The organism is Microvirga medicaginis, from assembly GCF_052658925.1.
Genome location: NZ_JBQWEL010000001.1, coordinates 597476 through 622002, shown reverse-complemented (window position 1 = coordinate 622002; position 24527 = coordinate 597476). Strand labels below are relative to the sequence as shown.

General features: G+C 60.4%; 22 protein-coding genes and 1 tRNA gene. 15 read left to right on the top strand and 8 right to left on the bottom strand.

Translation table 11 applies throughout. The annotated features are described in order from the left end of the window. Positions 1 to 217: 217 nt before the first annotated feature. The 6 genes from ACUXUR_RS02985 to ACUXUR_RS02960 are packed head-to-tail and all read right to left on the bottom strand — an operon-like array spanning position 218 to position 6765. The gene (locus ACUXUR_RS02985) at positions 218 to 1117 is read right to left on the bottom strand and encodes a carbohydrate kinase family protein (protein WP_445500827.1); all 900 of its coding nucleotides are present in this window, start codon (positions 1115 to 1117) and stop codon (positions 218 to 220) included. Continuing rightward, complete coding sequence (locus ACUXUR_RS02980) at positions 1114 to 2184, bottom strand: ABC transporter ATP-binding protein (RefSeq protein ID WP_445500826.1); 1071 nt, start codon at positions 2182 to 2184, stop codon at positions 1114 to 1116. The genes ACUXUR_RS02985 and ACUXUR_RS02980 overlap by 4 nt, the downstream gene beginning before the upstream one ends. After that, positions 2184 to 3692, bottom strand: a complete 1509-nt coding sequence (argH, locus tag ACUXUR_RS02975) for an argininosuccinate lyase (RefSeq protein WP_445500825.1) — start codon at positions 3690 to 3692, stop codon at positions 2184 to 2186. The genes ACUXUR_RS02980 and argH overlap by 1 nt, the downstream gene beginning before the upstream one ends. Positions 3693 to 3697: 5 nt before the next feature. Continuing rightward, positions 3698 to 4549, bottom strand: a complete 852-nt coding sequence (locus tag ACUXUR_RS02970; RefSeq protein WP_445500824.1) for a carbohydrate ABC transporter permease — start codon at positions 4547 to 4549, stop codon at positions 3698 to 3700. Next, the gene (locus tag ACUXUR_RS02965; RefSeq protein ID WP_445500823.1) at positions 4549 to 5475 is read right to left on the bottom strand and encodes a carbohydrate ABC transporter permease; all 927 of its coding nucleotides are present in this window, start codon (positions 5473 to 5475) and stop codon (positions 4549 to 4551) included. Before ACUXUR_RS02965 ends, ACUXUR_RS02970 begins: the two co-directional genes overlap by 1 nt. Positions 5476 to 5499: 24 nt before the next feature. Beyond that, the gene (locus tag ACUXUR_RS02960; RefSeq protein ID WP_445500822.1) at positions 5500 to 6765 is read right to left on the bottom strand and encodes an extracellular solute-binding protein; all 1266 of its coding nucleotides are present in this window, start codon (positions 6763 to 6765) and stop codon (positions 5500 to 5502) included. 157 nt (positions 6766 to 6922) lie between these two features. Between ACUXUR_RS02960 and ACUXUR_RS02955 the strand changes: the two genes are divergently transcribed. Genes ACUXUR_RS02955 through ACUXUR_RS02945 form a run of 3 tightly spaced genes read left to right on the top strand, consistent with a single transcriptional unit; the run spans position 6923 to position 11469 of the window. Further along, complete coding sequence (locus ACUXUR_RS02955; protein WP_445500821.1) at positions 6923 to 8176, top strand: ROK family transcriptional regulator; 1254 nt, start codon at positions 6923 to 6925, stop codon at positions 8174 to 8176. Next, positions 8166 to 10562: a PIG-L family deacetylase gene (locus ACUXUR_RS02950; protein ID WP_445500820.1), complete on the top strand. Its 2397-nt coding sequence runs from the start codon at positions 8166 to 8168 to the stop codon at positions 10560 to 10562. Before ACUXUR_RS02955 ends, ACUXUR_RS02950 begins: the two co-directional genes overlap by 11 nt. A 7-nt stretch (positions 10563 to 10569) precedes the next feature. Then, entirely contained in the window at positions 10570 to 11469 is a 900-nt protein-coding gene (locus ACUXUR_RS02945; RefSeq protein WP_445500819.1) for a DMT family transporter, read from the top strand. 33 nt (positions 11470 to 11502) lie between these two features. Here ACUXUR_RS02945 and ACUXUR_RS02940 read toward each other — a convergent pair whose 3' ends face one another. After that, positions 11503 to 12393, bottom strand: coding sequence for a LysR family transcriptional regulator (locus tag ACUXUR_RS02940; RefSeq protein ID WP_445500818.1), 891 nt, complete (start codon positions 12391 to 12393; stop codon positions 11503 to 11505). 156 nt (positions 12394 to 12549) lie between these two features. Here ACUXUR_RS02940 and ACUXUR_RS02935 point away from each other — a divergent pair, with 156 nt between their 5' ends. The 12 genes from ACUXUR_RS02935 (at position 12550) to ACUXUR_RS02880 (ending at position 23878) form a co-directional block, all read left to right on the top strand. Next, complete coding sequence (locus ACUXUR_RS02935; protein WP_445500817.1) at positions 12550 to 13395, top strand: lysine/arginine/ornithine ABC transporter substrate-binding protein; 846 nt, start codon at positions 12550 to 12552, stop codon at positions 13393 to 13395. 58 nt (positions 13396 to 13453) lie between these two features. Further along, positions 13454 to 14587 (top strand): NAD(P)/FAD-dependent oxidoreductase, encoded by a 1134-nt coding sequence (locus ACUXUR_RS02930; protein ID WP_445500816.1) that lies wholly within the window; start codon positions 13454 to 13456, stop codon positions 14585 to 14587. After that, the gene (locus ACUXUR_RS02925) at positions 14568 to 14876 is read left to right on the top strand and encodes a (2Fe-2S)-binding protein (RefSeq protein ID WP_445500815.1); all 309 of its coding nucleotides are present in this window, start codon (positions 14568 to 14570) and stop codon (positions 14874 to 14876) included. Before ACUXUR_RS02930 ends, ACUXUR_RS02925 begins: the two co-directional genes overlap by 20 nt. Further along, a complete protein-coding gene (locus ACUXUR_RS02920; protein ID WP_445500814.1) occupies positions 14873 to 16384 on the top strand; it encodes an FAD-dependent oxidoreductase in 1512 nt (503 codons plus the stop codon). The genes ACUXUR_RS02925 and ACUXUR_RS02920 overlap by 4 nt, the downstream gene beginning before the upstream one ends. A gap of 15 nt (positions 16385 to 16399) precedes the next feature. Next, complete coding sequence (locus ACUXUR_RS02915; RefSeq protein WP_445500813.1) at positions 16400 to 16747, top strand: RidA family protein; 348 nt, start codon at positions 16400 to 16402, stop codon at positions 16745 to 16747. A gap of 126 nt (positions 16748 to 16873) precedes the next feature. Further along, entirely contained in the window at positions 16874 to 17167 is a 294-nt protein-coding gene (locus ACUXUR_RS02910; RefSeq protein ID WP_445500812.1) for a hypothetical protein, read from the top strand. A gap of 322 nt (positions 17168 to 17489) precedes the next feature. Beyond that, positions 17490 to 18248 (top strand): SDR family NAD(P)-dependent oxidoreductase, encoded by a 759-nt coding sequence (locus ACUXUR_RS02905; protein ID WP_445500811.1) that lies wholly within the window; start codon positions 17490 to 17492, stop codon positions 18246 to 18248. A 341-nt stretch (positions 18249 to 18589) separates the two neighbouring features. Further along, complete coding sequence (locus ACUXUR_RS02900) at positions 18590 to 19330, top strand: ATP-binding cassette domain-containing protein (RefSeq protein WP_445500810.1); 741 nt, start codon at positions 18590 to 18592, stop codon at positions 19328 to 19330. Between the two features lie 14 nt (positions 19331 to 19344). Further along, positions 19345 to 20370 carry an ABC transporter permease gene (locus ACUXUR_RS02895; RefSeq protein WP_445500809.1) on the top strand — a complete coding sequence of 342 codons (1026 nt, stop codon included), beginning with the start codon at positions 19345 to 19347 and terminating at the stop codon, positions 20368 to 20370. 41 nt (positions 20371 to 20411) lie between these two features. Continuing rightward, entirely contained in the window at positions 20412 to 21425 is a 1014-nt protein-coding gene (locus ACUXUR_RS02890) for a sugar-binding protein (protein WP_445500808.1), read from the top strand. Between the two features lie 223 nt (positions 21426 to 21648). Next, positions 21649 to 22842, top strand: coding sequence for a phytanoyl-CoA dioxygenase family protein (locus ACUXUR_RS02885; protein ID WP_445500807.1), 1194 nt, complete (start codon positions 21649 to 21651; stop codon positions 22840 to 22842). A 34-nt stretch (positions 22843 to 22876) separates the two neighbouring features. Next, complete coding sequence (locus ACUXUR_RS02880) at positions 22877 to 23878, top strand: Gfo/Idh/MocA family protein (RefSeq protein WP_445500806.1); 1002 nt, start codon at positions 22877 to 22879, stop codon at positions 23876 to 23878. 199 nt (positions 23879 to 24077) lie between these two features. Here the strand turns inward: ACUXUR_RS02880 and ACUXUR_RS02875 are convergent. Continuing rightward, positions 24078 to 24167, bottom strand: a tRNA-Ser gene (locus tag ACUXUR_RS02875). Between the last annotated feature and the right edge of the window lie 360 nt (positions 24168 to 24527).

Genomic DNA, 24527 nt, shown 5'->3' with positions numbered 1-24527 from the left:
CGAAGCCTGGCTTCATGATCATTGGGTTTGGAATACTGCGTTCAGCAACCTGAAAGACCGGCCGGTTGAAGCAGCCGGCCGTTCGGGCATCAGAGGCCAGGCGCATCGTGCCGCGCCTACGGGACAGTCGCGTTGCAACTTGGACCCTGACCCGAATGGACCAGATCTCCTTAGGCCTGAGAAATGATTTGAGGCTAATCAGCAGTCAAACCGAACCTTATCGGAAGAGACGCGGTGGAGCCCCACCTGCCGACTGGACGGAGAGGGCGCCCGCTTCGATCCCAGCCGCCAGGCTTCTCCCGAGGTCAGAAGTTCTGAGCCAGGAATGCAGAAAGCCGGCATTGAAAGCATCTCCTGCTCCTGTCGTATCGACCACATTCACCGGGAGCGCTTCGACCGAAACGCTGTTCGATCCGTAGGAGGCCATTGCGCCGCGCTCGCCGCGCTTCAGTACGACCAGAGGAAATCTCTCTTGCAGCCTGCGCAGGATTGCCTCTGCCGAGCTTTCGCCGGTCAACGCCTGTCCCTCCTCGACATTAGGGAAGAAAACATCAACTCCTGCGCAGATTTCGAAGAAATCCGTATCCTGGCGGATCAGTTGATCGTCCCAGCTCGGGTCGAGGGAAATCGTCAGGCCGAAGCTTCGCGCTATTGCGATCACATCTGGATTATCCTTGAGAGTGGCAAATTCCGCGATGTGCAAATGGCCGACATCTCGTGCCGCGAGAGCCTGCTCCAGGTCAGCTGGTCGGGAGATGCCGGCACGCCTGGACACAAAGGCTCTTTCGCCACCTTTGATCAAGGCGATTGTCGGCTGGGGGCCGGCATCGACCGACCGTTCGATAAAGGACAGGTCGATCCCGCTGGCCTCAAGCTCCGGATCAAGACTCCGTGATAGCGGATCAGTTCCCAGGCGAGTGAGGAGCGCCGCCGGACGGCCAAGAGACGCAAGATGGGCCGCCGTGATATAGGCGCCGCCCCCGGCCGTAATCGTCACATCTTGTGCAAAGCGCTCCCGGCCGAGCACCGGCATCTCATGCAGGCCCGTGAAGATGATGTCGCAATAAGTCCGCCCAAGGCACACAACCTTGCCGCGCTCGGAGGGCACTCCAATCATTGGGCTGCCAATGCCTTCTCTGTCGTCTTGTCGAAGTAGTAGAGCCTCTCCGCAGGGGCATAGAAGGTCAGATGCTCGCCGATCCGTGGGATCTGGCGGCCCGGTGCGGAGCCGATGATGGTCTGGCCTGCGCTCTCGATATGAACGAGCGTTTCGGAGCCCAAGGTCTCCACGACGGCAACCGTGCCCGATACGGCCAGACCCTGCGAACCGTCGGACGTTGGAACGAGATCCTGCGGGCGGGCGCCGACCAGGATGTCGGGTGTCGTCGCCGTCGAACGCGGAACCCGAACCGAACCGCCGATCGACAGATCCGCCCCGCCATCCCGCATGGAGGCGGGAATGAGATTCATGGTCGGGCTGCCGATGAAGCGCGCGGTGAAGATGTCGACCGGCTTTTCATAAAGTTCCAGAGGCGTGCCGACCTGCAAGATACGGCCATCGCGCATGACCACGATCCTGTCGGCCATGGTCATGGCCTCCACTTGGTCATGGGTGACGAAAACCGAGGTGGTGCCGAGCCGGTGATGAAGTCGCTTAATCTCGATACGCATCTGCGTACGCAATTGGGCATCAAGGTTTGAAAGGGGCTCGTCGAAAAGGAACGCGGCAGGATCGCGGACCATCGCCCGTCCGATGGCGACGCGCTGGCGCTGGCCGCCCGACAGGGCCGAGGGACGGCGGTCCAGGAGCTGCGACAGGCCGAGCGTTTCGGCGACTTGCTCGACGCGCTGACGCTTCTCGCTCTTCGACAGCTTGGAACGGTAGAGGCCGAAGGCGATGTTCTCGGCCACGCTCATGTGCGGATAGATGGCGTAGTTCTGGAACACCATGGCAATGTTCCGGTCCTTGGGCTGCAGGTTGTTGACGACGCGCCCGTCGATCCGGATCTCGCCGCCGCTGATTTCCTCAAGCCCCGCAATCATACGCAGCGTCGTCGACTTGCCGCACCCCGAAGGGCCGACCAGCACGACGAACTCGCCATCCTGGATCGACAGGTCGATCCCGTGGACGACGGTCGTCTGTCCGTAGCGCTTGACGAGGCGATCGAGTTCAATGGTCGCCATTAGCGAGCTCCGAGAAGTGCGGTGAAGCGGGATTGGAGATCCTGAGCAGAGGCCTGGGCGCGCTGGACCGTTTCCTGCATGCGGGCGCGGATGCCGGAGATCTCCTGGTTGTATCCGGCAATTGCCTGGGACAGTGCTCTTGGGGCGGGGCCGCCGAGCCGGTCGCGGACGGCGACGAAGTTCTCCGGCGAGACGATCTCGGCGAATTGAATCTTGTCGATCGTCGTCCGACGCTTCGTGCAGCGCTCGAATGCCTCCTGAAAGGCCTGATAGCCATCGGCCGCGATATCTCCCTCGATGGCGACGACGGAGCGAGAGACTTCGGCTGCGATCTCGTGCGCTTCGCGGAACGACAGCCCCTCCTGGCGCACCAGGCTGTCGGCGAGTTCCGTCACGGTGATACAGCTGCGGCGGATGTTCTGTCGAACCCTGTCGGGATTGATGCGCAGGGCCGGTACAAGGGCTGCAAGCAGATCAAGCACGCGTCCGCCGCTCTCGAAGGTGCCATAGCCGAAGCCCTGGCTCTCGCCCTCGCTGTCGTTCATGTCGGTGAACGGGGTGTTGTGCATGATCGTGAGCATCGCCTGCGCCCGTCCGACCGTTTGCGACGCCAGATGGCGCATATGCTCGATGGGGACGGGATTGCGCTTCTGCGGCATGATCGAACTGATCTGCACGAAGGCGTTGGGAACGTAGACTTGGCCGACCTCGAAGCTCGTCCAGAATTGAAGATCCTGGATCAATCGGCCGAGATGGAGGAAGATCAGCTCGATCGCGGAATAGGTCGAGGTGATATAGTCGACGGACGCGATGCATCCATAGGAATTCTGCAGCGGGCGGCTGAAGCCGAGGAGATGGGCCATCAGGTCCCGGTCGATGGGAAAACCGCTCGTGGTGATCGCGGCGGCTCCCATAGGAGATCTGTCGACGATGTCACGTGCGGCCTCCAGCCGGGCGATGTCTCGCAGCAGGGTTTCCAGGACGGCGGAGAGATAATGGCCGAACACGGTCGGCTGCGCCGGCTGCCCATGAGTATAGGCGACGATGAGCGTGTTGCTCTCGCGCTCCGCCACGGATGCCAGGGTTTCGGCCAGCCGCACCAAGCGTTCCAGCAGAGGATCGATCCGATCTTTAAGACCAAGCTTGAACAGGGTGTGGTCGATGTCGTTACGGGAGCGCGCCGTGTGCAGGCGGCCCGCGAGATCCGGCCCCAGCCGCTTGCGCAGCTCCTTTTCGATCAGGAAGAAGAAGTCTTCCACCTCACCGGTATAGGTCAGCGTGCTGACATCGATCTCGCGGTCGATGGCCTCGAGAGCCTGGGCGATCGGACGAGCCTGCTCGATGGTCAGGATCCCGGTCTCATGGAGCATGACGAGATGCGCCCGGTCGATCAGGCGAAAGCCATCGACATGGTGATCCTTCGCACCGTCGAAGAGCGGGCGAAGTACGGTCTCCTTGTAGACCGGATCCGGGAAGATGGAGGTGTCTTTGAAGGTGCCTGCAGTCATAGGCTTCAGCCTTTAAGTCCGGCCAGCATCACGCCCCGGACGATGTAGCGTTGGAGGAACAGGAAGATGATGAGAGTCGGCAAGGTCGCGATGCTCGCGCCCGTCATGATCTTCTCCCACTGAATGGACTGCTCGACCGCGAAGCTCGAGAGACCGACGGGCAGAGTGTAGAGATCGGCGCTCGTCGTCACGATGAGCGGCCAGAAGAAAGCCGTCCAGTTGCCGAGGAAGGTAAAGATCGCAAGGGCCGACAGGGCAGGGGTCACCAGGGGCATGGCAATCTTCCACCAGATGGTGAACTCGTTGAGACCGTCGATCCTCGCTGCTTCCAGGAAGTCATCCGGCACACTTTCGAAGAATTGCTTCATCAGGAAGGTCCCGAAGGCCGTCATCATCCCGGGGAACATGATGCCCCAATAGCTGTCCAGCCAGCCGAACTGGCTCGCCATGAGATACCAGGGCAGGACCAGCATCTCGGTCGGAATCATCAGGGTGGACAGGATCGCGATGAACACGATGTACCGACCCCGAAACCGGAACTTCGCCAGCGTGTAGCCAACGAGGCTGTCGAAAAACACGTTCGAGAGGGTGACGATGACCGCCACGATCATCGAGTTGATGAACCAGCGCGTGAAGCGTCCATCGCTCAGGATCTCGATGTAGTTGTCGAGCGTCGGCGCTACCGGGATCACACGCAGATCGTAGACCTGCGAGGCGTCCTTCAGGGAAGTCGAGAGCATGAACAGGAGGGGCGTCACCATGATGACGCCACCGATGAACAGGAGCGTCCACGCGACGATCCGGCCGGGTCGGATCCGCGACATGGGGAGCCCCTGAGTGGAAGCAGCGTCTTTCATCAGCGGTCTCTCATGAGGCGCAATTGAACAAGGGAGATCACGAGCAGGATCAGGAACAGAACGACGGTCTGCGCAGCCGCATATCCCATCTCGTAGGAGCTGAATGCCGTCTGGTAGATCATCAGCACCAGGGGCTTGGTCGAATTCAGAGGGCCGCCGGGATCGTTCGTGTTGATGTTGTAGACTTGGTCGAAGATGCGCAAAAAGCCGATCGACGAGAACACCACCAGGAAGACGAGGGTCGGCTTGAGCAGTGGAATCGTGATCTTTCGCAGGATCGCTGCCTCCGAAAGACCGTCGATGCGTGCGGCCTCGTAATAGGTGACCGGGATAGCCCGAAGGCCCGCAAGGAAGATGATGATCTGGAAGCCAAGGCCCGCCCAGACGGCTGGCGCTAGTACGGCCGGTAGCGCCTGTGAGGTCGAGCGAAGAAAGGGCTGTTGAGGAATTCCGAAGCTCGAAAGGATATCGTTGATCACGCCGATGGGAACGGGCTGATAGAACCAACGCCAGACCCATGCCATGGCTGCCGCCGTCGTCAGGAACGGCAGGAAATACAGCGCACGGATGAACGAGTGCATGAACCGCACCCGGTCGAGATAATAGGCCACGACGAAGGAGATCAGCAGGCTGATCGGCGTGCCGAGGATCAGATACATGAAGGTGTTGCGGAACACCTGCCAGAAGAGGGGATCCGCCAACAGCCTCTTGTAGTTCTCCAGCCCGACGAAAGAGGCTGGCTTCGTGATGGTCCAGTCGGTGACCGACAAATAGAAGGCCTGGAAGGTCGGCCAGAAGCGGATCACCACATAGAAGACCAGCGGAATCGCGAGGAAACCCCACGCCCATATCACCTGTTTCTGGCCGAGGCTCACCCTTGACCAGAGGCCGCCAGGGGCGGCCTCTCGATGCGTGACAGCGGACATCAGCGGTTTCCTCGCGGTCTTGGCTTAGCGCTTGGCGCGGTCGATGATCGCCTGCTCGGCCTCGGCCGCCTTGGCGAGCGAAGTCTTCGGATCTTCACCGCCGATCAGAACGCGGTTGGCCATGTCGATGGCCGTCTGCCGCTGGGCAGCCTCATCCTTGAACAGGGTCGTGTGGGCGTATTCCAGGCCCTTGAGGAAGGGGCCATAAACCGGGTGAGCAATGTTCTCAGGGGTGAGAGCCGCCGTGCGACGCGCCGGCAATTCGCCCACGACCTCCAACCAGATCTTCATGGCCTCGGGCGAGGAGACGTAGGCCAGGAATTTCTCGGCTGCCGCAAGCTTCTCGCCCTCCGCCTTCGTGGTGATCGCATTCGCAAAGTAGCTGGCGTAGTTGCTACGCAGGCCCTGTGCGTTGGCGGGAAGCTCGGTCACGCCCCATTCGAAGCCCTTGATCGTGTTGAAGGAGCCGAGCCGGAACGTTCCATCGATGGTCATGGCGGCAAGGCCCGCCCGGAAAGCGGCCTGTCCCTCATCCATGAAGCCCACTTGGCCAACCTTATGCTTCTTCTGGAGGTCCGTATAGAAGGTGAGTGCCTTCAGGCCGGCCTCGTCGTTATAGGCGACCTTCGTGTCGTTATCCGTGTAAGGCACGCCGCCGAACTGGCGAACCAGCACTTCGCGCCACCATTGGTGATCCTGTCCGGCCATATCGAGCGTAATGCCGGCTGAGACGATATTGCCGCTGCCGTCCCGCTTGGTGGTCTTCTCAGCGGCGGCGACGAGCTCTTCAAGGTTCTTGGGCGGGTTGTTGGGATCGAGGCCCGCATCCTTGAAGGCTTTCTTGTTGTAGAACAGCGCCAGGGAGCGCACGGCCGTCGGCAGGCCGTAATAGTCATTTCCGCGCTTCATCGCGCTCACGATCGGGAAGAAGTCACGCTCGATATCGGCGGTCGGGAACGCCTCCGCGCGCAAGGGGCGGATCATCTTGCCGGCGATGAAGTTGTCGGTCCAGCCGTAGAAGAGCTGCACCACGTCCGGTCCCTGGCCTGCCAGAATCGCAGCGGCGACCTTCGTCTGGTAGTCCGCATAAGGGAAGGTAGTCTGCTTGACCTTGATGTCCGGGTTGGCCTCCTGGAACTTGGTGATCAGCTGGTTCATCGCCTTGACGCGCGTGTCAAACACGTACTGCCAGTACTCGATCTCAACGGCCTTGGCGCCGGTCGCGGCCAGGGTGGCGAAGCCTATGGCGACGCTCGCAAGCAGATGACGAAAACGCATATCCCTCTCCATTATTGCTGGGCGCGAGGCGCCGACTTTTCTCCGGTAGCGGCCATCAGAAGGACCGTTCCAGCCTCAAGGCTCCCTTAGAGTCACCAAGCTGTCAATAAGATAATTCACTTGAGTTATTCATTGCCTCAGTTCATCGTGATGCCATGGAGTGCCGGAGATGCCGAGAAAATCCAAAGCCGGGGCGCAATCGACGATCGGAAGCAATCCGGAGCGCAATCGCTCTCACAATCGCCGTGTCGTGCTGGATGTCGTGCGTCAGCTAGGTCCCGTCGGGAGAATGGAAATCTCTCGTCACGCTCATCTGAGCACGCAAGCTGTCTCGAACATCGTCGAGGAACTCGTCGCGGATGGCCTGCTCATCAGGACGGGGCGGCTCAGGGCAGGGCGCGGTCTGCCGCCGATCCAGTTCGCAGTCAATCCTAACGGCGGGATGACCGCAGGAATTGAAATCGCCGCGGATCACATCTCTACCCTTCTCGTGGATATCGGCGGCCGCGTTCGCGCCCAGCGAACCTTGTCGATCCAGCAGAACGACCCTGAGGCGGTGCTTCCGGTCATCAAAGCGGAAATCGAGGCGGCGCAGGCGCAGTTGAAGCCTCCTGTGCCGCAGCTTCTTGGCATCGGAGTCGTGATGCCGGGTCCGTTCAATGTGGAAGGTATGACCTCTGTCGGTCCGACGACTCTGTCCGGGTGGTTCGATTTCGACGCAACGGCTGGAATCGGGCATATGCTCGGCTCTCCGATCACGCTCGAGAACGACGCAACCGCTGCAGCCGTCGGTGAGCGACTTCACGGCGCTGCCAAGGACCTGAAGAACTTCTGCCTGATCTATTTCGGGCAGGGGCTGGGCTTAGGCATCATGATCGATGGGCGCCCCTATCGTGGGGCCAACGGCAATGCGGGCGAGATCGGACATGTGCTGGTGGAGAAGGGTGGGCGCCTCTGCTCATGCGGTCAGAACGGTTGCCTCGAGGCCTATGCGTCCATCCATGCCTTAACCGAAAGACTGGCTGCGGCCGGAATCCGAAACATCGATTATACGCATCTGGAGCGGCTTCATCAGGAGAAGCATCCGGTCGTCGAAGCGTGGGTCCAGGAGGCGGCCGGTTATCTCGCGCCTCAGATCGCAATGCTTGAGAACCTCTTCGATCCCGAGGCCATCGTGATCGGCGGTGCTCTTCCGCCGGGCCTTCTGGAGGATCTCACCCAAGCCATGCAGCCTCTTCCCCTGTCGGTCGCGCTCCGCAGGAACCGGAACGAAGCCCGCCTGATCCAAGGGCGGACAGGACGACTGACCGCCGCTCTCGGCGCCGCCGCCCTGCCTCTCCTGGAAGCGATGACGCCCCGGCTCGACACCGCCCAGGCGGCGCACAGGGAGCAACCGAGCGAGGAGATTTCTCTTGTTGGATGACCATTGCCGTCTTGCCCGCGCCGTCCATCAGCCAGCCCTTGTCCGTCTGCATCGCACCCTGAGCCGGCTGAAATCCACAGTGACCGTGATGAACACCGGAGCCCATCCGGACGACGAGGCTAACGGCATGTTGGCCGCCTTGCGGTTCGCCTATGGCATGCGCGTCGTCGTGGCTTGCTCGACACGCGGTGAGGGCGGCCAGAATGCGCTCGGGTCGGAACGAGGCGGTGCCCTTGGGGTGCTGAGAACTGCCGAAATGGAAGAGGCCGCCCGCCGCATCGATGCCGATGTCGTGTGGCTCGGCCATGGACCGGACGATCCGGTTCATGATTTCGGCTTCTCCAAGAACGGGGATGATACGCTTCGGCGCTGGGGCGAGGAACGCGTTATCGAGCGGATCGTTAGGGCCTATCGGCAGTACCGGCCGGATATCGTTATCCCGACATTCCTGGATGTGCCGGGGCAGCACGGTCACCACCGGGCAATGACACGGGCGGCCGAACGAGCGTTCGTCTTGGCGGCCGATCCTTTAGCCTTTCCGGAGCATGCGGATTCGGGCCTCCGGCCGTGGCAGGTTTCGAAGTTCTATCTCCCTGCATGGTCGGGTGCAGGTTATGCGTATGACGATGAAGTGCCGCCACCGCCCGCGACGCTCAGCATTCAGGTTGCCGGAGGCGATGAAGTCACCGGTTTGGCATACCGCCAGCTCGGCGAGTGGTCCCGCGCCGCGCATGCATCCCAGGGCATGGGTGTATGGCGTGACAATCCTGTCGATCAATGGAACCTTCACCTGAAGCTTCGGGCCGACGGTCCATCGGGACCCGAAAGCGACATTTGCGATCACCTGCCTGCAAGCCTTGCCGACCTTGCTGCCGCACCGGGCCTGACCGAGGCTGCGGCCATGGCTCTGCGAGAGGCGCAGGAGCACCTCAATGCCGCCATTGCCGTGTTCCCGGATCGCAAGCGGATCAGCGAGGCTCTCGCCCGAACGGCGCACCTGATCGAGATCGCAAAAAAAGACCTGGGTCGGGAGAGCGTCGACCGGATGGGACATCGCCTCGACCGCAAGCTGAGGGAAATTGATGCCACTCTCTTCGAGGTGCATGCGAATACAGCACATGCTGTCTTCAAGGGCTCGTGCCATCCGGGAGCGCGGATGACCCTGGACATCCATACCGACGCGCCTGGTCTTGCGAACCTCACAGTCTCACCCCGTCTTCCTGACGGAACAGAAGTCGTCGAGACGGCCAGGCAACCGGGGCGTATCGAGTATGCAGTCACCATTCCAACATCGGCATCTCATACGGGCAATTACTCCGAGGCTTACGACTCCATGGGCGGCAATGGTGAGGCCGGTGTTATCGTCTCGGGCGATGTGGAAGGACGCACCATCAGGTTTGATCTGGATCCTGAGGAGCCTCTGAAGATCGGCCCTCTTCAATCCTTGTGTCTCGATCCCGCCATTGCCGTCGTCAGGACCGGAGATCATCCGTCCAGCATCCGTGTTCAAACTGTAGGGGCTGCCCCCATGAAATGGCAGGCGCCGGAAGGCTGGAATGTTCGACCGGAGGATGGCGGTTGGATCATCGATCCGCCACAACGGGCGAGTGCCGGAATTTCAAGGCTCATCCCTATCGTCGATGGCCGGCCGGCGAGTTCGGTCCAAGCCATCGCCTATCCTCATATCCGGCCCACGTCGTTCATTGCGCTGGCGGAACTCAAGGCTCTTACGCTCGATATCGCTCTTCCGACCCGTGCGCGCATTGGATATGTGGGAGGCGGAAGCGACAATGTCGGCACCCATATGCGCCGCCTTGGTCTCGACGTGACGGATCTCGCGGAAGCCGATCTGAAAGCGGGCTCGCTTTCGGAGTTTACGACCATCGTCGTTGGCATCTTCGCGTTCGGGCTCAGGCGGGACCTCCAGGCTGCGACCGCGCGCCTGCATCGCTTCGTGGAGGAGGGTGGACATCTGGTGACGCTCTACCACCGCCCTACGGATGGTTGGGATCCCGATCACACGCCGCCGCGCCGCGTGGCCATCGGCTCGCCGTCGCTCCGATGGCGCGTGACCGATCCCGCCGCCCCGGTCACGGTGCTGAAGCCGGATAGTCCCTTGCTGACATATCCAAACCGAATCGAGACGAGTGACTGGCAGGATTGGGACAAGGAGAGGGGACTCTATTTCGCGGCAGAGTACGATCCTGCCTATGAAGAGCTGCTCACCTTGAACGATCCGGGAGAGAGCCCGCTCAAAGGTTCTCTCATTTCGGCCCGCATCGGGCGGGGGCGCCATACTCATGTGGCGCTCGTGCTGCACCATCAGCTGGACAAGCTGGTTCCCGGCGCCTTCCGTCTTCTGGCGAACCTCGTTCAGCCAGCCTGAGAAGGACATGGTGGCTGAACCTGGAATCGACACGCCTCCGTCTCCGATCCCGCTGTGGAGGAGCGCAGGCTGGCTGTTGATCGACATGGCGCTGGTTACGACCATGCAGGCCATCGTCAAGGCCGAAGGCGAAACCTATCCGGCCGTTCAGCTCGTTTTCCTGCGCTCGCTTGTCGGATTTATTTCGGTGGCGCCGCTGATGTGGCGTTATCGTGCCAAACTGACGAACCTGACAAACATCCGCGGTCATCTTACACGGGTTGGATTCAACTCCGCCGCACTGACGCTCAATTTCGCCGCCTTCGCGGCGCTGCCCCTCGCGCTGGTCACCGCAATCGGCTTTACTCGGCCGCTCGTGCTGTTGGTGATGGCGGCCTTCATGCTCGGGGAGAGCGTCAGCAGGACCCGCTATGTATTCACGGCGATCGGATTTCTCGGGATCATGATCATGATCCGGCCAGATACGATCCCGTGGAACATGGGATTGGTCGCGGCCTTTGGATCCGTGTTCTTCGGCTCTCTGGCAGTGGTTCAGACGAGGCGCCTTGCCGGCGAGAACACCGCCGTGCTCATGCTCTTCTACACGGTCGGCCTGACTGTCGTGACATCCATTCCTGCGGCCATCGTGTGGGTGCCGGTCCCCTGGTCCGAGGCGCCGAACATCATCCTCGTCGGTGTCCTGGCGCAGCTGGGGCAATATTGCTGGCTCCAGGCTTACCAGAAGCAGGAAGCACGGCTTCTGGCCCCCATTGGATATCTGTCGATCGTCTTCTCAGGCTTTGCAGGCTGGCTGTTCTTTGGAGAAATTCCATCGCCGTCCTTGTGCTTCGGCGCAGCCGTCGTGGTCCTGACCACCGTACTGGCGGCACCGACTGAACAGTGGTTCAAAAAGAGGAAACGGGCGTAGACTTGGTCCTGGGAAGGACGAGCCAGGTCGAGATCACGTCAATGTCCAGCATTCAACATGCTCGCGGAATTCCTGCATGAATGTCGCGGCCAATGCAGATGAGGAGTGCTGGGGAGAGCGCAAACCAACAAAGCCCGCGTCGATGAACGGGATAAACGGTTTCGCAATAATGCCTTTGTCGAGAAACTCCTGGGCCGAGTAAGGGTCTACGAGGCTGACGCCAACGCCTTCGGCCACGAGAAGGCAAGCAATGTGGGACAAGGGAGTTTCGAGAGAGATCGTCCGTGGTATTCCCGCAAGAGCCGTGTCGATCCTCGATCGAAAGAGCGTTCCCCGACCGATCCCGACGAAGCGCTCGCTTCCAAGATCCGCTGGAGTAATGCGGTCGTGCCCTGCCAAGCGGTGATCTTTCGGCAAGATCACAACTGCAGCCACCGGAAAGGATTCAACCTCCAATCCGATCCGGTCCAACGGTCCATCCGCATATCCGAAATCAGCTTGACCGCTCGCTACTGCATCTATCACCAGATGGGATGGAATTCCGCTGATCGAGATATGGACGTCCGGGCGCCGCACAGAGAACCGAGCTGCGAATCGTGTCAGGATGCTGCTTGCAAGAGCCGGCATGGCGGCGATCCTGAGCGATCCGGCTGTTTGGTCACGCAGAGCTTGGGCAAAAGCTCCGATCCTCGACAGCCCGATAAATGATCGTTCGACTTCTGCCAGTAAGGCTGTCGCTTCCGCCGTTGGAACGATTTGATTTCCGCGTCTCTCGAACAGCTTGAGTCCTGTTGTGTCCTCGAGGCTTTGGATCAGACGGCTGACTGCCGGTTGCGTTACAAACAGCGCCTCCGACGCTCCCGTAATGCTCCCGGTGAGCATCACCATGCGAAAAGCCTCAATCTGGCGGGAGCTGATATCCACTGCGTACTCATCCCAGCATAACATTACAGCATGCTGAGATTAATAAATCTGATTTGACCTTATGCAAAGCCATGCTTGATTGTCCCTCTAGGAGTCTCAAGGGATGCCCGAGCTGTGCCCAGCTGACCCTTGATCTCGAAGACAGTGAGGGAAGAGATGAAGACCTTGGGATTTTTGGGGGCGGCAGCCCTCGGGGTGTTGGTGGCCGTCAGCGGAGCGTCTGCGCAGGAAAAGACCGTCAAGATTGCGACCGAGGGCGCGTATGCGCCGTGGAACTTCACGGGCGCGGGCGGCAAGCTGGAAGGCTTCGAGATCGACCTCGCCAACGACCTGTGCGCGCGCATGAAGGTGAAGTGCGAGATCGTGGCTCAGGACTGGGACGGCATCATTCCGGCGCTTCAGGCCAAGAAGTACGATGCCATCATGGCCGCCATGACAATCACCGACAAGCGCAAGGAGGTGATCAGCTTCTCCGAGCCTTACGCGAATGCTCCGAGCACCTTCCTGGTGGCGAAAGACTCGCCGCTTGCCAAGATGCCCGGCACGGGCGAGACCCTCAATCTCAACTCGCAGCAGGCTGCTGCCGACAAGGTGATCGAGGACATCAAGTCGTTTATCAAAGGCAAGACCATCGGTGTTCAGGGCTCGACCATTCAGGCCAATTTTGCCGACAAGTACCTGAAGGGTGCGGCTGAGATCCGCGAGTACAAGACCACCGAAGCCCATGATCTCGACCTCTCGGCTGGACGTATTGATGCCGTCTTTGCCGGCGCCGCGCAGATCATCGGCACGCTCGAGAAGCCGGAATTCAAGGACTACACGGTTGTCGGTCCAAAGCTCAGTGGCGGTGTTCTCGGCGCCGGCATCGCGGTGGGTCTGCGCAAGGAAGACCAGGACCTGAAGAAAGCCCTCGATGAGGCCATCCAGGCCGCCATCAAGGATGGCTCGGTGAGCAAGCTCTCCATGAAGTGGTTCAAGATCGACATCACCCCGAAGGGCTGATGCTCATCCCAAGGGCGGGGTGCTCGCAAGAGCGCCCCGCGCTTCCAGGTGACAGGGAATGACGCTTAATCGACAACATAGTGAGCATGACGCCGTCGTTGTCGGCGGCGGCCTCATGGGCGCTTCCTTGGCCTGGGGCCTTGCGCGGAAAGGTCTTCGCGTCTGCGTACTGGACGAAGGCGACATTGCCCTGCGGGCATCCCGCGCCAACTTCGCGCTGATCTGGGTTCAGGGAAAGGGCCTCGGCTTTCCTGAATATACCGCCTGGACAAAAGCTGCTTCAGCAGCTTGGCCTCGCCTGGCCTCGGAGCTTGAAGTCGAGACAGGCATCGATGTGAGCCTCGACCAGCCAGGAGGCTTTACCCTGTGTCTGTCGGATCGCGAACTGCAGGCGAACGTGGATGCTCTCGAGCGCTTGCACAATCAGCCTCATGCCGTTTCGCATCCCTATGAGATCCTCGATCATTCCCAGACGAAGGCGCTCCTCCCTGCGATTGGTCCCGACGTGAGCGGATCCATCTACTGCCCGTTGGATGGCCACGTGAATTCGCTGCGTCTTTTCAGAGCCCTTCATGCGGCGCTCAAAATTCAAGGCGTCGACTACCGAGCCGATCATGCCGTCGGCGAAATCAAGCCGCAGGCGGACGGATTTCTGGTGAAGGGTTCCTGGGGCGAGATATTCACTCCGAAGCTTGTTCTGGCAGCCGGCTTGGGGAATGCACGGCTTGCTCCCATGGTGGGCCTTGAGGCTCCGCTGAAACCGAGCCGCGGGCAAATCATCGTCACAGAGAAGGCTTCTCCCTTTCTGCACTATCCGGTCGTCACCATCCGCCAAACCGACGAGGGCGGCGTTATGATTGGCGACAGCGAGGAGGCGACCAGTGCAAGTCTTGCAACCGATCATGGGATCTCTTCGGTCATGGCGGATCGCGCCATCCGCATGTTTCCGCTGCTCGGGGATCTCAACGTGGTCAGAACCTGGTCGGCCCTTCGCGTGATGACGCTGGATGGCTGCCCCGTTTACGAGCGATCTGAGGCCCATCCGGGCGCCTTCATGGCAATGGCGCATTCGGGAGTCACTTTGGCGCCCCAGCACGCCTACAATCTCGCGACCGCAATCGCAGCCGGCTCCATCCCGGACGATATCTTGGCCTTCGGAATCAGGAGGTTTCATGTTCCGGCGCGCGCCTGATCGAACGAAGAACCTGGTGACGTTCACCTTTGATGGGCAGCCGATCCGAGCCGCAGCCGGAGACAGTGTCGCGGCTGCGCTGCTTGCTGCAGGAATTCGTGTCTGCCGTACAACCCCGGTCTCCGGCGCAGCGCGGGGTCCCTATTGCATGATGGGCGTTTGCTTCGAATGCCTCGTCAGAATTGACGGGGTCGGGAATAGGCAGGGCTGTCTTGTTCCTGTCCAGGACGGGATGCACGTGGAAACCCAGCAGGGATCGCACATTCTGCCGGCAGAGGCGACAGAATGACGCCCGCGACCGGAAGCAAGAACGTCCGCGCGGTCAGGGATCTTGACGCCGATTACGACCTCGTGGTCATCGGTGCAGGGCCGGCCGGTTTGTCGTCGGCGACCATCGCGTCGGAATTCGGCGCTCATACCCTGCTTGTTGATGAGAACCAGACACCTGGCGGTCAGATTTATCGCTCTGTGCTGCTTGCGCAGGAGGGAGATCAGAAGCGCCTCGGTCCGGATTACTGGAAGGGGCGGGCGCTTGCTGAGACATTCCTCCAATCCGATGTTCACTATGCTCCCGCGACGACCGCATGGAGCGTCGGTCCGTACCAGGACGAAACCGGGCGAGCTGTCGGTCACGAGGTCGGTCTCTCGGGAGCCGGAGAGGCGCGCCTTATCCGGACTAAGCAGGTGGTGCTCGCAACGGGTGCCCTCGAACGGCCCTTCCCGATCCCCGGATGGACCTTGCCCGGTGTCATGACCGCGGGTGCGGCGCAAATCGCACTCAAAGCCTCCGGCCTCATTCCCGAGGGCAGGGTCGTCGTTGCCGGAACAGGACCGCTTCTTTATCTCCTAGCCGCTCAGTTGATCGAGGCAGGTGCGACGATTGCGGCGGTTCTCGACACGACTCCGCGGGAGAATTGGCTGAGGATCTTGCGCCATCTTCCTGGTTTCCTGACGTCTCCTTATTTCGGCAAAGGGCTGAAGCTCCTCAGCGCCGTGCAACGCCGCACGAAAGTCATGCGCTGGGTTACTGCCGTGACTGCTGAGGGAGAGGGGACACTGAAGGAGGTTGTGTGGACCTCCGGAGGGCAGGAACACCGCATGCCTGCGGACCTCCTGCTGCTGCATCAGGGCGTCGTGCCCAACGTCAATTTCTCGAATGCCGCAGGCTGCGTGCATGTTTGGGATGAAGCGCAACTCGCTTTCCGTCCGCGCATCGACGCGTGGTATGAAACCTCCGTCCCGGGCCTTGCCGTCGCTGGAGACGGTGCGGGCATTCGCGGCGCCGAAGCTGCTGCTGTTCAGGGCGCATTAGCAGGGCTCGGCTGCGCCTTCCGCCTTGGATTGATCGACCAAGAGACACGAGATAAGCGAGCCGTAGGTCTGAACGCGCAGCTCTTGAAAGCCACGCGCGGGCGCACATTCATCGAGGCGTTGTACAAGCCCGCAAGAGCCTTCCGGATCCCCGCGAGGCCTGAAACGATCGTCTGCCGCTGCGAAGAGGTGACCGCAGGCCAAATTCGCGCATCGGCCAGTGCAGGCGCTGCCGGGCCGAATCAAATGAAGGTGTTCCTAAGAGCCGGCATGGGGCCATGCCAGGGTCGCCTCTGCGGATTGACCGTCACGGAACTGATTGCCGATGAGCGTGGCGTAAGCCCCGAGAAGGTCGGTTACTATAGACTGCGTTTCCCCATCAAGCCTCTGAGATTGCGCGAGCTTGCCTCTCTGCCGCAATCGGATGCTGCCAAGGTCGCAGTCCTGGCGGATCTCGCCGACACGCACCATTCGAAGTCTCACTAGCCGAGGAAACTCCAAATGACTAAGCGGCATATTCAAACGCCCATCATGCATCGTGTCGTCGTGCACAACGGACTTGTCTTCGTCGGCGGAACGGTCGCCGATGATATGTCTGTGGGACTCGAGGGGCAAACGGAGCAGATTCTCGCCAAATTCGACGAGTACCTCAGGATAGCCGGCACGGACAAAACCCGCTTGCTGTCTGCGACCATCTTTCTGACGGATCTCAGCCTGAAATCCGAGATGGATAGCGCTTGGAAGCGGTGGCTCGCTCCGGAGGATTTCCCTGCCCGCGCCACTGTGGGAGTTGCAGATCTTGGCGAGGATACTCTGGTCGAGATCATGATCACGGCTGCAGCGGGTTAAGCTGTCGCGCGTATCACGAAGAGGGCGCGGAAATTCTCTCGTGCTTTCCAGATACGGGCTGGCTTCAAGGAACGCCCCAGCGGTGTTCCGGTTGTTGTCGTGATCACCTAGGCCGGGAGACGCCCCATGATCTGGGCTCGCAGGGCCATCGATCCGACCGAGTGGAACGAAACCCAGGACCAATTCGAAAACCTGTTCGTGAAGCTCGGGTGCCCGGAACAAATGATGCTGGTGGGTACCTCCGGCTCGGGCCCAGGCGTACTCTTCGCCAGCCTTCCCGATCCGGCTCTGCTGAGCGCATTAGCGGGCTTCGAGCGCATCGGCGATAGTGAGCTCCCGTTCGAAGCCGCGCTTCTCGTCGGCCATCCCCACGCATTCGGGAAGCGCTTCAGATATCCCAAGTGGAAGCCACCGGGCTAAATGGATGCTTGGATCGCAGCGGCACCAGGTCAGCTTTCGGTAAAGCGGGCGAGTGCACGCAGACCATTGCTGAGGAGCATTCTCTGCCTATCCGGCAAGCCTGGACACGCCGCATCGACCCGGGCCGCCGTTTCCTCCTTGCCTTGGGCAAATTGCACCTCGATCAGGCGCAGCTTGGCGCTAACCTGCCCCGAAACTGAACCTCTTCTTCGGCATCATGGGCTCCTTGGCTCCCGGTCTGGTCACAAGCGCACTTGCACGCAGAGCAAACTCGGCCAGAATTTATCGGCATTCTAAAACTGTCCAGATAAGGGAGAGGAACATGGCTGCAACGTATAGCGACTTGGAAGGCAAAGTGGTGCTCGTCACCGGCGGCGGTTCGGGCATTGGCGAAGCAATCGTCCGCCGCTTTGCCGAGCAGCAATGCAAAGTTGCCTTCATCGACATTGCGCGCGACGTATCGGAGAGGCTGGTCCGAGATCTGACGGATCAGAGCCTCGACGTGCGCTTCGAGCATGCCGATCTGACGGATATCGGAGCGCTACGGACTGCTGTTGGCCGGGTAAGGGACGCACTCGGTCCGATCCAGATCCTCATCAACAATGCCGCTCATGACGAGCGTCACCCTACGCCGGATGTCACGCCGGAATACTGGGATGACCGCATTGCTGTGAACCTGAAGCATCAGTTCTTCGCAGCCCAGGCAGTCCTGCCCGATATGCAGGCAGCTAACCAGGGCGTCATCATCAATTTCGGATCGGTTTCGTGGATGGTCGGGCAGGGAGGGATGGCGGCCTATACGGCCGCTAAATCCGCCGTGCTTGGGCTTACCCGTTCACTTGCCCGCGACTACGGCCCCTTCAACATTCGCGTGAACGCGATCGCGCCAGGTTGGATCATGACACAGCGTCAGGTGGAGAAGTGGCTTACCCCGGAAGGTGAGCAGGAATTGATGCAGCGCCAGTGTCTCAAGCGGAAGTTGGTGCCTGACGAGATCGCAAGGTTTACGGTGTTCCTGGCCTCCGACGAGGCTTCGGCCTGTACCAATCAGCAATACGTGGTCGACGGCGGATGGGTTTGAGCGACGTCCATCACCCCCGCCCAGGCGAGGCGCCCGAGTTTACTCCGTCCTGCGAGAGTTGACTAGTTTCGTCGGCTTAAGGGCGCGGATACAACCATCGCACAAGCCCAAGCGGCCCCATCTCGCGCGGGTTCATGGGGCGGGGACCGGCAGGCGGTGGACAGTTCGATGCTCCGAAACCTTCGGCGCAAAGGTAGTATGAGGTTAAATCATTGAATGTAGTGCCGAATGCCGCAGGGAAGGGGGCTTTACCGATTCATTCAGAACGCTAATTCTATCGTCAATCTGTGCCCCGGCAGAAGGGCGCATCGGTTCGATCAAAACCGATTTAGGGAGGACGAATGGCGCTCCTGGAGCTTCAGGGTATTGCCAAGCATTTCGGTGCCATCGAGGCACTGAAAGGCGTCGATTTCTCCATTGAAGCTGGCGAAGTGGTTGGCCTCATGGGCGACAACGGCGCCGGCAAATCCACTCTTGTGCGGGTCATCGCAGGAAATTTCCGCCCGTCCGAGGGGGAAATCCGGATCCAGGGCCAAGTCAAGCATTTCCACAAACCCGTAGACGCCCGCGCCGAAGGGATCGAGGTGGTCTATCAAGACCTCGCCCTTTGCGACAATCTCACGGCTGCCGCTAACGTTTTTCTCGGCCGGGAACTCAAGCGTCAGATCGGCCCGCTCAAGATCCTCGACTACCCGGCCATGTACACCCGCGTCGCCGAACTCTTCAGGGAGCTCAAGTCGGAGACGCGTCCCCGCGACTTGGTCAAGCAGATGTCGGGAGGCCAGCGCCAGGCGGTCGCCATCGCACGCACGCGCCTCTCCGACGCGCGTATCGTGCTCATGGACGAGCCGACGGCGGCGATCAGTGTCCGTCAGGTCGCCGAGGTGCTCGATCTCATCCGGCGCCTGAAGGACAGGGGCATCGCCGTCTTGCTGATCAGCCACCGGATGCCTGATGTCTTCGCCGTGTGCGATCGTATCGTCGTAATGCGCCGCGGCACGAAGGTCGCCGATAAACCTGTCCATCAAACCTCCCCTGAAGAGGTCACTGGCCTCATCACAGGAGCCATTCACACCGCCTAACGATCCGAGGTCCCATGGCAACCGTCCCAAGCCGCCCCCTCCAGAGCAGTGTCGCGATTGAGGATATCACGGGCCTCAAGGAACGAAGCCTTGGTCAAAGACTTCTGTCGAGCCAACCTTTCTGGGTCACCATCGCTCTTATCCTGATGTGCGCGGTGATGACTTGGGATCAGCCGCAGGCCTTCGCTTCAGCCGATAACTTCTACAACATCACTCGCAACTTCGCCTTCATCGGAATCATGGCGGTCGGCATGACTGCCGTGATCCTCACGGGGGGCATCGATCTGTCGGTCGGATCATTGATGGGACTCGTCGGCGTGGTTTGCGGCCTCATCCTGCAGGCCGGCTATCACTGGTCCATTGCCGTCCTGGGAGGGCTTCTCGCAGGTGGGGCCGCAGGCGCGGTCAACGGCATCCTCATCGCCTATGTGGGACTTCCGGCCTTCGTCGTGACCCTTGGCATGTTGTCAATCGCCCGGTCGCTCGCCATCGTCCTGTCCGAGAACAAGATGATCTATGATTTCGGCCCCTGGGGCGATACTTTCAATGACATTGGCGGCGGCGCGATTCTCGGCATCGCCAATCCCGTCTGGGCACTGCTGATCCTGGCGCTGGTCTTCGGCTTCGTCTTCAACTTCACGTCCTGGGGCAATTACCTTTACGCCATTGGCGGCAACGAGAATGCCGCCCGTCTCACTGGTGTTCCGGTGCGACGCATGAAGCTCCAGGCCTATATCGTCTCAGGTCTTACGGCTGCCCTCGCCGCCATCCTGATCGTCGGCTGGCAGGGATCGGCCATCAATGCCCTTGGGCAGGGCTATGAGTTGCGCGTGATCGCCTCGACCGTCATCGGCGGGGCCGACCTCATGGGAGGTCAAGGCGGCGCATACGGCGCCGTGGTCGGCGCGGCGCTGATCGAGGTGATCCGCAACTCTCTTCTCATGGCGGGCGTCGATGCCAATTGGCAGGGCGCCTTCGTCGGTCTCTTCATCGTGTTGGCGGTTCTGCTCCAGCGGATCCGCGGCAAACGTTCGGCTTAAAGAGCAATGCCGAACGATAATAACCACCAGGAGGAACACCAATGAGAGCTCTGACATTAGGCGTGGCCGCTGCCGCGCTCCTCGCCATGGGCGCTGGCGCCCATGCGCAGGGAAAGAAATACACCTTTGCGCTGGTGCCGAAGAACATGAACAACCCGTTCTTCGATCAGGCGCGTGACGGCTGCAAGAAGGCCGAGAAGGAGTCGAACGGCGCCATCGAGTGCATGTATATCGGCCCCGGCGAGCACGGTGGCGGCGACGAGCAGGTTCAGGTCGTGAACGACCTGATCGCGAAGAAGGTCGACGGCATTGCCGTTTCACCTTCAAATGCTGCTGCCATGGGCAAGGCGCTTGAGGGTGCGAAGAAGGCAGGAATCCCGGTCCTGACCTGGGACTCCGATCTTCTCGAAAAGGACAAGGCTTTGCGCATCGCCTATGTCGGTACGCACAACTACGACATCGGCGTGAATCTTGCGAAGCTCGCCATGCAGATCAAACCCAGCGGCGGAACGATCTGCATCCAATCCGGTGGCGCTGCGGCCGCCAACCACAATGAACGCATGCAGGGCATTCGAGACACGCTTTCGGGCGCGAAATCAGATTCCGCTCCCGGCGCGCGGCTGACAGGCCAGAACGGTTGGCGCGAGGTCGACGGCTGTCCTCTCTATACCAATGACGACTTCCCGCTCTCCGTTCAGCAGATGGAAGACACATTGGGCAAGTACCCGCAACTCGACGCCTTCATTCCGACCGGAGGCTTCCCTCAGTTCATCCCGCAGGCGTATCGGAAGGTCGCGGAGAAATATAAGGGCCGCATCGACAGCAACTCGCTGGCACTCGTCGTCGCCGATACGCTTCCCGTGCAACTTGACCTCCTGAAGGCGGGCCTTTCGAAAGGGCAGGTCGGCCAACGTCCGTTCGAGATGGGCTACAAGACCATGTTTTTCCTGAAGGACATCAAGGACGGCAAACCGGCGCCTCAGGATCCGACTTATACGGGTCTCGACGTCTGTACGCCCCAGAACGTGGCGACTTGCATCGGCGGCTCGTCCTGATCCTCGCGCTCACCGCGCAGCGAGTGCCTCGCGAGGCAACTCCCGAGGCGCTCCCATGCTGACTGCCTTGACAAGGGGCCTGCATGAGAGCCCGCATCCACTGCCCGACTGCTCGCGATAACCAGAGCGCTTCGGGCAGCACATCGAGAAAGCATGCCTGAATGAACTCCAGGCATGTCCTTGCCGCGTGGTCCCATCGACGTTCATGGCCAGGGAGGAGTTCATGAAGACCAACAACGTTTCCCAACTCAGGAGTGATCGGGTCTGGCTGAGCTCGGACGAATGCGATCTCGACGACTTCACGGCCCTGGTGGAGCGCACGACCGATATCGAGGACTATCCTTTTGCCAGCGAGGTGGCTTCGAACGTACTGGTCTACGATGGCGCTGCAGTGCGCAATGCAGCCTCGACACCCGAGAGCCGCAAGGCGCTCATGGCCGAGTGGATCGAGGCCATGGCCGAGGGACCAGGCATCATCGTCATCCGCAGTGCCTTTGCCGATCTCGCTCGCCTGGACGCCGCTACGGAGCAGTTCTGGGCCATGATAGAGGAGCAGCGCGCGAGCAACACGGGCGGTGGCGATCACTTCGCCAAGCCGGGTGCCAATGATCGCGTCTGGAATGCCCTTGAAAAGCTCTGCCTGCGTGCTCCGGAGGTGTTCGCGGCCTATTACGGAAACGAAGTCATCGCGCTTGTCAGCGAAGCATGGCTTGGACCCGCCTACCAGATCACATCGCAGCTCAACGTGGTCAATCCGGGAGGAACGGCACAGTCGGTCCATCGCGATTATCACCTGGGTTTCCAGACTCCCGAAACTGGTTCGCGCTTTCCGGCCCACGTGCACCGTCTTTCCCCGGTCCTCACGCTTCAGGGCGCAGTCGCTCATTGCGACATGCCGGTCGAAACGGGGCCGACGCTTTATCTCCCTTACTCGCAACTATATCTGCCGGGCTATCTCGCCACCGCCAGGTCGGAGTTCCGGGACTATTTTGAGCGACACCATGTGCAGTTGCCGTTGTCCAAAGGTGATGCGGCATTTTTCAACCCTGCCGTTTTCCACGCGGCCGGCACCAACCGATCCAAGGATATCCGCCGGATGGCGAACCTGCTCCAGGTCTCATCCGCTTATGGCCGTGCCATGGAAAGCGTTGACCGGGTTCGAATGAGCGCCGCGCTCTATCCAGCGCTCAGATCCATGCTGTCCTCGGGCCGATTGACGCCCGAACAAGGGGACAACGCAGTAGCCGCCTGCGCGGAAGGCTATTCTTTCCCGACGAATCTCGACCGCGATCCACCCATAGGCGGGCTCGCACCGCAGTCGCAGCAGGCCCTCATGACGCAGGCCTTAGCGGAGGATTGGGAACCGGAAGTCTTCAACAAAGCCCTCGAATCATGGAGTTGGCGCCGGCTGACATGACATTCGCGAAAGCCTTGCCCTGGGAGAGGGTTGGATGGTCATCGGAATAGGTGTGATAGGAGCCGGGGTCATGGGCAGGGATCATGCCCTCACCCTCGCAGATTTCATCCAGGGTGCCGCTCTCGTTGCCGTGTCGGACGTGGACGTGAACAGAGCAGAGGCCGTCGCATCGGCAACCCGGGTCGAGCGCATTCATGCCGACGCGCGCACTCTGATCGAGGATTCTGCTGTCGACGCGGTCCTGATTGCTTCTCCGGATGCGACCCATGAGGAGCTGGTTCTGGCCTGTTTGGCGGCAGGCAAACCCGTACTGTGCGAGAAGCCGCTTGCTCCGACAGTCGAGGGCTGCTTGCGCATCATCGAAGCCGAGACTGCATTGGGGAAGCGCCTGGTTCAGGTAGGCTTCATGCGACGGTTCGACCCCGGCTATGTCACCATGCAGTCTGCCCTGAAGAGTGGTCAGGTCGGCGCCCCTCTTCTGATGCATTGTATCCACCGCAATGCGAGTGCTCCCCCTTGGTTTAACTCCGGGATGCTCATCAGCAATTCGGCTGTCCACGAAATCGATATTGCGCGGTGGCTCTTAGATGACGAATTCACGTCCGTGACGGTCTTCAAACGACGCCCGCTTGATTCCGCCGCCTTGATCGATCCGCAGTTCATCGTCATGGAAAGCCGGCAGGGCACTCTCGTCGATATCGAGGTTTTCGTGAATGCTCGCTACGGCTACGATGTCCGCGCGGAACTGGTCTGCGAAAATGGTACCCTGACGCTCGCGCCTCGTCCTCCTCTGCTTATTCGCTCCTCAGGGCAAGAGATTTCAAGCTTCGCAGATGATTGGCGGGCACACTTCTCGGTCGCCTACAGAAACCAGCTTCGAGCTTGGGTGGGTTCGATCCAGACCGGCATTCCTGCCGGGGCGAGCGCTTGGGACGGCTATGCTGCAACGACCACCGCAGCAGCATGTTGGGAGGCGCTCCAGTTGGGGCAGACGGCGAGCGTCAAGTTTCAGGACCGCCCGAAACTCTACAATTGAACAGGCTTGCTCCAATGTGCTGAGGCCGCCTAGATAACCACACGTACGGGGGAGGATTCAGGTTGGCCTCCGTTGCGAGCACAATCCTGTGGTATAGCTCCGGGTATCAGCCAAGGTTTCAAAGTATGGGCTTAGAAGATGTGGGGCGACTGCACCCAAACCTAATTATATACCGTTTTCAGGAACTTAGTGAGTAATATGGCGGAGAGGGTGGGATTCGAACCCACGGTGGGCTTGCACCCACGGCGGTTTTCAAGACCGCTGCCTTAAACCACTCGGCCACCTCTCCCGCAAAGCCCAAGCCCTTTGAGGCTTGATTGAGCTTGCAGGGTTCTCTAAGGCTGGGAACCCGTTCCCGTCAACTTCAACCTGCTGAACTGGTGAGATCGGATGGAAAATTCAGAGCCGCTCGACCGCATTTTCGTGGCAGGATGAAGGAAGCGCGCTTCCGTGGATAGGGAAATAAACTAAGCCGAACCGTGAGAACCAGACAAGCTAAGGTGAAGTTTCCCATCTATGTAATTGATTAACAATCACATTTATCTAGACGCAATAATGTTAACAACATAGTAGCTTTGCGATTGACAAGCGAGGCTGTTTAACTTCCTTTTAAGGGGATAACCGCACTTTGGTTGGCTGTCCGGGGCAG